The organism is Franconibacter sp. IITDAS19, from assembly GCF_023079515.1.
Classification (GTDB): Bacteria; Pseudomonadota; Gammaproteobacteria; order Enterobacterales; family Enterobacteriaceae; genus Franconibacter; species Franconibacter pulveris.
Genome location: NZ_JALJCP010000015.1, coordinates 1 through 6608 on the forward strand (window position 1 = coordinate 1; position 6608 = coordinate 6608).

A 6608-nucleotide genomic window follows, 5' to 3' on the forward strand; every position below is an offset into this window, starting at 1 on the left:
CCGGGTCCTGCACCGGCACCGCCGTGAGCTTCAGCGACGGCAGCGCCCCCAGCGTGGTCTCCAGCGGCGCGTTCAGCGTCAGCGGCTGGCCGTTGGCCTCTATCCGGATACCGAGCCCGTCCGCGCTGGTGGTGACCGCCGCGTCGTCGTAGCCCGCCGCCGTGCCGCTCATCGTCAGGCTCAGCGGCGAGCTGTCGGCGGCCCCCTTGCAGTCCACGGTATAGGGAATGGGCTGCCGGTAGTTAGTGCCGTTGACCTTGTTCACCCCCACCTGGCCGAACGCCACGTCAATGACCTGGTCGTTATTAACGGTGCAGGCCGTGACCATCACAAACTCACCGCGAAAATTCACGCTCATGCTGTCGCCGGTCTGCGCTGCCCGGGCCGTCTGCAGCAGCCCCGCCGCCAGCATGGCGGCCCCGGCAAGCAGCAGGGCGATACGTTCTGTTCTCATCCTTCACGTCCTCAGTTAAACGCCATCACCAGCGAGCCGGAGGCGGTGAAGACATCGCCGCTGACCACGTTCTTGCTGTTTGCGGTACTCACCTGCACCAGCTTCGCCCGCAGGGCAGGCGGGTTCTTCTGGTCGATGCTGAACCAGGCGTCCATGGTCTGCGCCGTGCCGTTCACCAGCAGCTCAATCCCCACAATGCCCTTGTCCGTGCCCAGCACTTTGGTGCCGTTATAGGTTTCATAGCTGCCGGAAGAGGAGGTGAACTTCATCTGCAGCAGGCCCGCGCTGTCGCCCGAACAGGTGAAGCTGGCGGCGAGCGGCTGCTCATAGCTGCCGTCCAGCTGGACGGTCGTGGCGCCTGTCGCCTTCAGCCGGACCTGGCCGAAGTCCACCTGCAGCGACCCGCCCTGGTTAAACTCACAGCTCCCGTTCGCCGTGACCGTCCCCGTGATACTAATGTTCATGGAGGACTGGTCGCCCTTATTGGCAGCCACATCGTGGATGACGCCGCACGTCAGCAGCGCGGCCAGCAGCAGTTTCCATGCCCTGCCCGTCCTGATGGTCCCCCGCCCGTTACCGCCGGGCAGGCCGTATGTCGTCCTTTTCAACTTCATTCCTTACTGGTAGCCCAGGATAAACGTGCTGATGGCGGTGAAGCTGCCTTCGGTCAGCGACCTGTTTGCCAGTACGGTCGGCTGTATCTGCACGAAGGCGTTAAAGTTCAGCGTGGTGCTGCCGCTCACCAGCGGCATCTCCGGGCTGGCTTTATTCACCGGCAGCAGCGTGCCGTCCTGGCGTTCAATACCCACCGCCACGCCTTTTGCCGTGCCCGAGGCATCCGTCGCCAGCAGGTCCGGCAGTTCGGTATCCGCCGTGCCCTGGAAAGTCACGCTGACCGTCTTCATGATGGCCGGGTCGCACTCCTGGAGGTGGATGGCGAACGGCTGGCTTTTTGTCCGCTGGTACTGGTAGAGGTATTTCGTCACCACCGTACCGAAATCCAGCCGGATATCGGTATCGGCATCCGGCAGGGTGCAGGGCTCCGCCACCAGCGTGCCGGAGAAATGCACATTATCCGCCGCCGCCGGCGCCTGCGTGGTACAGGCCAGCAGCAGCAGGGGCAGCATCCGCTTTTTCATCGCCCGCCCCCTACTCGTAAATCATGCTGAAGTTAATCAGCGCATGGTACGGCCCGGCGGTGAACGGCGCGGCGGTACGCTCCGGCGCCAGGGTGAAGGTCACCCGGTCCTGGCCCGGCGTCAGCAGCAGCGTGTCGCTCTCACGCGAGAGCTTCACCGTCTGCCCCCGGCTGTCGCGCAGGCGCAGCCCGATACCCGATGCGCCCGTCACCTTCACCAGCTCCGGGTTCGTGTCGTCCGCCTTCGCCACAAAACGCGCCCGGTAGGGCGGCTGCTGCGTGCTCACCGTTTCGGTCAGCGGCGTGATGTTGCTGCTCCAGTTGCCGAGCACCGGGCAGTCGCGCAGGCGCAGCGTCACCGTCACCGGCCGGGCGCTCTCGCCCGTCAGGCGCACCTGCGCCCGTGACGTGGCGCCCAGGTCCACCTCCTGGTATGCCGAGTCCATGGTCAGCCGGCAGGTGTTCTCCAGCAGGCTGCCGTACACGTAAAGCTGGCCGTTATCCGCCAGCGGCAGTTCATCCGCCGCCGCACCGGCCGCGGCCAGCGCCAGCAGGCCGGCAAGTAATCTCATCCTGTTCATCCTGTGCCTCCTTTCACCGGCGGTTAGTTTTTGTCCTGCACCAGCTTGCCGGTGCAGGTGGCCCCGCCACAGCTGAACTGAAGCTGCGGGCGGCCGCCGTAGTCGTTGACGTAGGTCAGCACCGGGCTGGCGCCGAACGCGGCGGCGGACGCCTCAAGGGTGGCGCTGCCCTTCGGGCTCACCATCACCGGCTCAAACGGCACGGCTTTGCCCTTCACCCCCGCCGTGCCCTCCACCAGGGTCAGGTAGTACGGCGTCGGGTTGTTCACCACATATTTGTCGCCGTTGCGGGTGAGCGTGACTTTTTCCACCCAGTCGCCCTTCGCCGCCTGGGTCTTGTCCAGCGCAATGGCCGCCGGGCGGTAGAACAGCTTGATGCGGGTCTGCAGCGCTATCTGCAGGGTGTTGGGCTTGTCGCTGCGCGGCGGGATTTCCCGCAGGTTGAAGTAGAACAGCGTCTCCCGGTCCTGGGGCAGCGCGGCGACGGCCGGCGCGGCCTGCACCTTCACCTGGCTCTTCGCCCCCGGCTCCACGCGCTGCACCGGCGGCAGCACCGTCAGCGGGCTGGTGATTTTGTTGCCCTGCGCGTCCTCCATCCAGGCCTGGGCCAGGTAGGGCAGCTTTTTGTTCTCGTTGCTGATGTTCAGGCTCACCGACTTCTCGCCGCCGTTATAGACCACACGGGTGCGGTCCAGGGCGATGGCCGCGCAGGCCTGCTGCGCGGTGAGGATACTCACCAGGGCAACACTGATAACGGAAAGGTTCGGTTTACGGATTAATGGCTTCATTTCTGCATACTCGGTAAAAGTGGTTCTGCGCCGTGCCTCAGTGGCACGGCAGTAACAGATTTCCGTTCTGGCTCACTCCTGCGAGGCTCGCCGGCAGGGTCACCGCGCACTGCGCCGCCCCGTTCCAGCTCACGCTCAGTCTGGCGCCCGGCTTCAGGCCGCTGAGGTACGCCTGGCCCTCATCATTGACGAGGCCGACCTCCTGTTTCTCCGCGTTGCGCACGCTGGCGCCGAACGGCGGGTAGCTGCCGTCCGCCAGGCGGATAACCGCCATCGCCTTCTGCCCGGCAATCACGTTAAACCGGCGGTAGCCGATGGCCCCCTCGGTCAGCGTCGCCTGGGCCACCGAGGCCGTGGCCTCGGCGTTCTCCGGCAGGTTGTTGATGTCCAGGCTCAGGCTGTTCTTGCTGTAGTCGCTGACCTCAGTAATGACCGCCTTGCCGAAGCGGTTGGTGTACGTGTTGTTGCTGTAGCCGTGCACCGGGATATCCGCCGCGTCGCCGGTATCCACCAGCACGCGGGTGCCGCCCGCCACGTTCGAGCGGTGCAGCGCCGCCCCCTTCGCCGTGGCGGTCAGGCCGCCGCGCAGCGAGAGCCCCGCCGCGCTGTACTGCCCGTGCTGGTAATCCAGGTTGCCGGTGACCTCCGCCAGGTCGCCCGGGTGGTCGTAGTAGCCGCTGAGGCTGCCGCCGTCATCCGTGCCGCCCGCCGCAACGCGGTAGTTGTCGCCGTTATCCAGCCGGCTGTAGTAACTCAGGTTATGGCTGCTGGCGTCGCCGCTGTACGACGAGTTCAGCCCGAGCGTGCCCGCATCCCCCCACGGCACCGAGAGCGACAGGTACATGCCGTCGTCATTCTCGCCGTTAAATTTGTTGCGGTAGGCGGTCAGCGAGGCGCTGATGTTCTTCCACCTGCCGATATCGAAGTAGCGCGACAGCGACAGGCTGTAGCGGTCCTCCGCCGGGTTGTTCCAGTAGGTCTGGTGCGAGTAGTTGAGGTACGCGCTCAGGCCCAGCTTCTCGAACTGCTGGCTGAAGGTGACGGTGTACATCTCCTTGCTCTGCATGTAGTCGCCGTAATCCGAGCGGTAGCTCACGTAGTCGGCGAAGCTCATGAAGTCCTTCTCCGAGAAGCGGTAGCCCGCAAAGGTCACCTGGCTGCCGGTCCCGTCAAAGGTCTTCGAGTAGCTCACCCGGTACGACTGGCCGTGGCGGTGCTCGTTCTCAAGCTTGGCGTCCGAGCGGGTCACGTCGAAGGCCAGCGCGCCGAGCGCCATCAGGTCGCGGCCGATACCGGCGGCAAGCGAGATGTACTTCGAGCTCGAGACCATGCCGCCGTACAGCGACCAGCCGTTGCTGACCCCCCAGGAGAACTCGCCGGTGCCGAAGGTGTCGCCGTCGGCATGGTGGTCATAGCTGGTGGGCTTGCCGGCGTAGAACTTGTAGCGCACGCTGCCCGGCCGGGTCAGGTACGGGATACTCGCCGTGTTGACCTTGTATTCCTGGACCGAGCCGTCCTGCTCCTGGACGCGCACGTCCAGCGTGCCGGTGACCGCGGTGCTCAGGTCCTGAATGGCGAACGGCCCCGCCGCCACCTGGGTCTCGTATATCACCCGCCCCTGCTGGGAGACGGTGACCCGGGCGTTGGTCTTCGCCACGCCGGTAACCTCCGGCGCGTAGCCGCGCAGGTTCGGCGGCAGCATGTTGTCGTCCGACACCACGCTCGCCCCGGTGAAGCGGAAGCTGTCGAACAGGGCCGAGTTCACGTAGTCCTCGCCGAGCGTCAGCTTCGCCTTCAGCCCGGTCAGCGCGCGGTAGAGGTACAGCCGGCTCCAGGTCCACTGCTTCTGGCCGCTGCTGTATTCACCGCTGCGGTCGTCGTAGTTCGCCTGCCAGTCGGCGCGGGCGCGCCACGCCCCGAGGTTGGCGCCGACGGTGCCGTTGCCCGAGACGGTGTTGTCATCGCCGCCGCGCTCGTTATGGCGCGCCTGGGCGTTCAGGTTGTAGTCCGCCAGCAGGCCGGGAATGCCGTTGTCCCACATCGCGGGCGGCACCCAGTCGTCCGAGCTGTACTCGAGGTAGGCCTGCGGCACGCTCACCGCAAGCAGGCCGTTGCCGAGGTCCGGCGTCACCTCCACGCCGCTGAGCGCGGTGACATCCAGACACTGCCCCTGGTGCCAGGGCTTCAGCGCCGCCAGGTATTTTTCCTTCAGGCCGAAACTCTTCACCACCTCCGGCGCCAGGCAGGCCACGGAGCGGTTTTTGTCCGTTTCCGCCGGGTAAACGCTGACCGTCCGCTCGTCCAGTTCGTTCTGGTTGACCTTAATGCGGAAGGTGTAGTCGCCCGGCATGATATAGCCGCGTTTTGAAAACTGGCTTAAATCGATATTCTGTTTGTCCTTCACATCCAGCACGTCGGTATTAAACTGGATGTCGTCCGCCGCCACTGCCGGCGCGCGGATCCCCGCCAGCACGCAGACGGTCAGTGCGGAAAGTTTTATTATTCTGACCGCGCCGTGATTGATTCGCGCCGTCGCGTCGCGCGCTTTATTACGCGTTTTATTAATAGAAACGTCAGCCATGTCCGTTATATCCGCCAGAGGATGAAAAACAGTCAGAAATAATCAACCCGGTAGCGGATAACGGCGCGGTAGTCGCCGGCCATTAATTCGCGCGTGGTGGTTTTCAGCGTCAGGTAATAATCCAGGCGGATATCGTCCGCCGCCGCCTGGCGGTAAGAGACGGCCTCGCCGGGGCGTATCACCGCGCCGCGGCTGTCGGTGAGCTCCAGCGCCACGCCGGACGCCATGCCGCCGACGCGGAACAGCCCGTCCTCGCGCTCGCCGTCAAAGGTCACCTGCAGCACCTGCCAGGGCGCCGGGTCGTCCGCCTGCGCCAGCGCGCAGCCGGTCAGGCTGATGGAAAACGGATGCGGCTCGCCCTGTCCGGTGCGCCGCATATGGCCGCGCGTCTCGCTGCCCATCGCCACCGTCTGGTCGCTGTCGCCGGTGGTGATGTCGCAGGCGCTCGACAGAATGACGCCTTCCATACTCACCCGCCCGGTAAGCCCCAGGTCAAATTCGCTGCCCGGCGTGGCCGCCTGCCGGGAGGCCTGCGCCGCGCAGGCAGCCGCCAGCAGCGCGAACGCCGTGGCGCCGCGTAAGAATCTGTTCATGAGTTCCGTCTCTGGTGTCTGAAAAAAACACATGCCCGCCCGCGCGGGCATGCGTTAAGGGGGGACTGCGATTACTGGTAGGCCAGGGTGAAGTCGGCCACCGCAGTGAAGTCACCCGGGGTCACGGTGGCAGAGGCGCCGTCGCCCTTCAGGTAGGCGGAGAACAGCAGGGTGTTGTTGCCGTTCTGCAGCATGTGCGCCGCAGAGGCTTCGCCCAGTTTGATCTGCTCGCCGTCGCCGTTGGTCAGGATGATGCTTGCGCCCTTGGCGGTACCGGTGATGCCCAGTGAGCCGTCAGTCGCGCCTTCCGCACCGGTGAAGGTGGTTTTGACGGACTTCAGGGTCGTGGTGTCGCAGTTTTCCAGTTTGATTTCAAAATTACGCGGTACGGAAGTACCGGTGTTGCCGCTGGCCTTCAGCGCCACGTTGGACACCTGGCCCAGATTCACGGTCTGGTCGATGCTGTCCGGGTT

Annotated in this window: 8 protein-coding genes; all 8 read right to left on the minus strand. The window is 65.0% G+C overall.

Translation table 11 applies throughout. From position 1 onward, the window contains the following. On the minus strand, positions 1–454 hold a 454-nt coding region (locus MT962_RS22130), incomplete at its 3' end, for a fimbrial protein (protein WP_247366407.1). Between the two features lie 11 nt (positions 455–465). After that, entirely contained in the window at positions 466–1062 is a 597-nt protein-coding gene (locus tag MT962_RS22135; protein ID WP_247366408.1) for a fimbrial protein, read from the minus strand. Positions 1063–1071: 9 nt separating this feature from the next. Then, positions 1072–1593: a fimbrial protein gene (locus MT962_RS22140; RefSeq protein ID WP_247366409.1), complete on the minus strand. Its 522-nt coding sequence runs from the start codon at positions 1591–1593 to the stop codon at positions 1072–1074. A 10-nt stretch (positions 1594–1603) separates the two neighbouring features. Next, a complete protein-coding gene (locus tag MT962_RS22145) occupies positions 1604–2173 on the minus strand; it encodes a fimbrial protein (protein WP_247366410.1) in 570 nt (189 codons plus the stop codon). Between the two features lie 23 nt (positions 2174–2196). Continuing rightward, complete coding sequence (locus tag MT962_RS22150) at positions 2197–2961, minus strand: fimbria/pilus periplasmic chaperone (RefSeq protein WP_247366411.1); 765 nt, start codon at positions 2959–2961, stop codon at positions 2197–2199. A gap of 37 nt (positions 2962–2998) precedes the next feature. Beyond that, positions 2999–5542, minus strand: a complete 2544-nt coding sequence (locus MT962_RS22155) for an outer membrane usher protein (protein WP_247366412.1) — start codon at positions 5540–5542, stop codon at positions 2999–3001. A 32-nt stretch (positions 5543–5574) separates the two neighbouring features. Continuing rightward, positions 5575–6135 carry a fimbrial protein gene (locus MT962_RS22160; RefSeq protein ID WP_125454181.1) on the minus strand — a complete coding sequence of 187 codons (561 nt, stop codon included), beginning with the start codon at positions 6133–6135 and terminating at the stop codon, positions 5575–5577. A 71-nt stretch (positions 6136–6206) separates the two neighbouring features. Then, positions 6207–6608: fimbrial protein (locus MT962_RS22165; protein ID WP_247366413.1), on the minus strand; the 402-nt coding region annotated here is incomplete at its 5' end.